The organism is Winogradskyella ouciana, assembly GCF_009709615.1.
Classification (GTDB): Bacteria; Bacteroidota; Bacteroidia; order Flavobacteriales; family Flavobacteriaceae; genus Winogradskyella; species Winogradskyella ouciana.
Genome location: NZ_WJYA01000182.1, coordinates 1 through 258, shown reverse-complemented (window position 1 = coordinate 258; position 258 = coordinate 1). Strand labels below are relative to the sequence as shown.

Annotated in this window: 1 protein-coding gene; it reads right to left on the bottom strand. The window is 40.7% G+C overall.

Annotated elements, in window-relative coordinates; genetic code table 11:
- Positions 1–41: 41 nt before the first annotated feature.
- Positions 42–258, bottom strand: a 217-nt coding sequence (gene acpS / locus F1003_RS18935; protein ID WP_155090370.1) for a holo-ACP synthase, incomplete at its 5' end; no start/stop codon positions are given.

Here is a 258-nt window from a genome sequence, read left to right as displayed (position 1 = left end):
CGCACTACAACTATATGAGACAACCTTGGGCAATATGCAGACTAGCTTGTTTTGCTTTCAATGATTACAGATGCAACTGCATACAAGGCACTGTGGGAGATAGAAAGATGCATGATTTTTAGATAACTTGGAACATATAAATACGGTTTCCCGCTTGTTTCTTTTTTTATTTCAATGTCTTGCCAACTAAATGTAGAAGAAATTCCTGTACCCGCCGCTTTCACAAATGCCTCCTTTGCCGCAAAGCGCCCTGCAAGA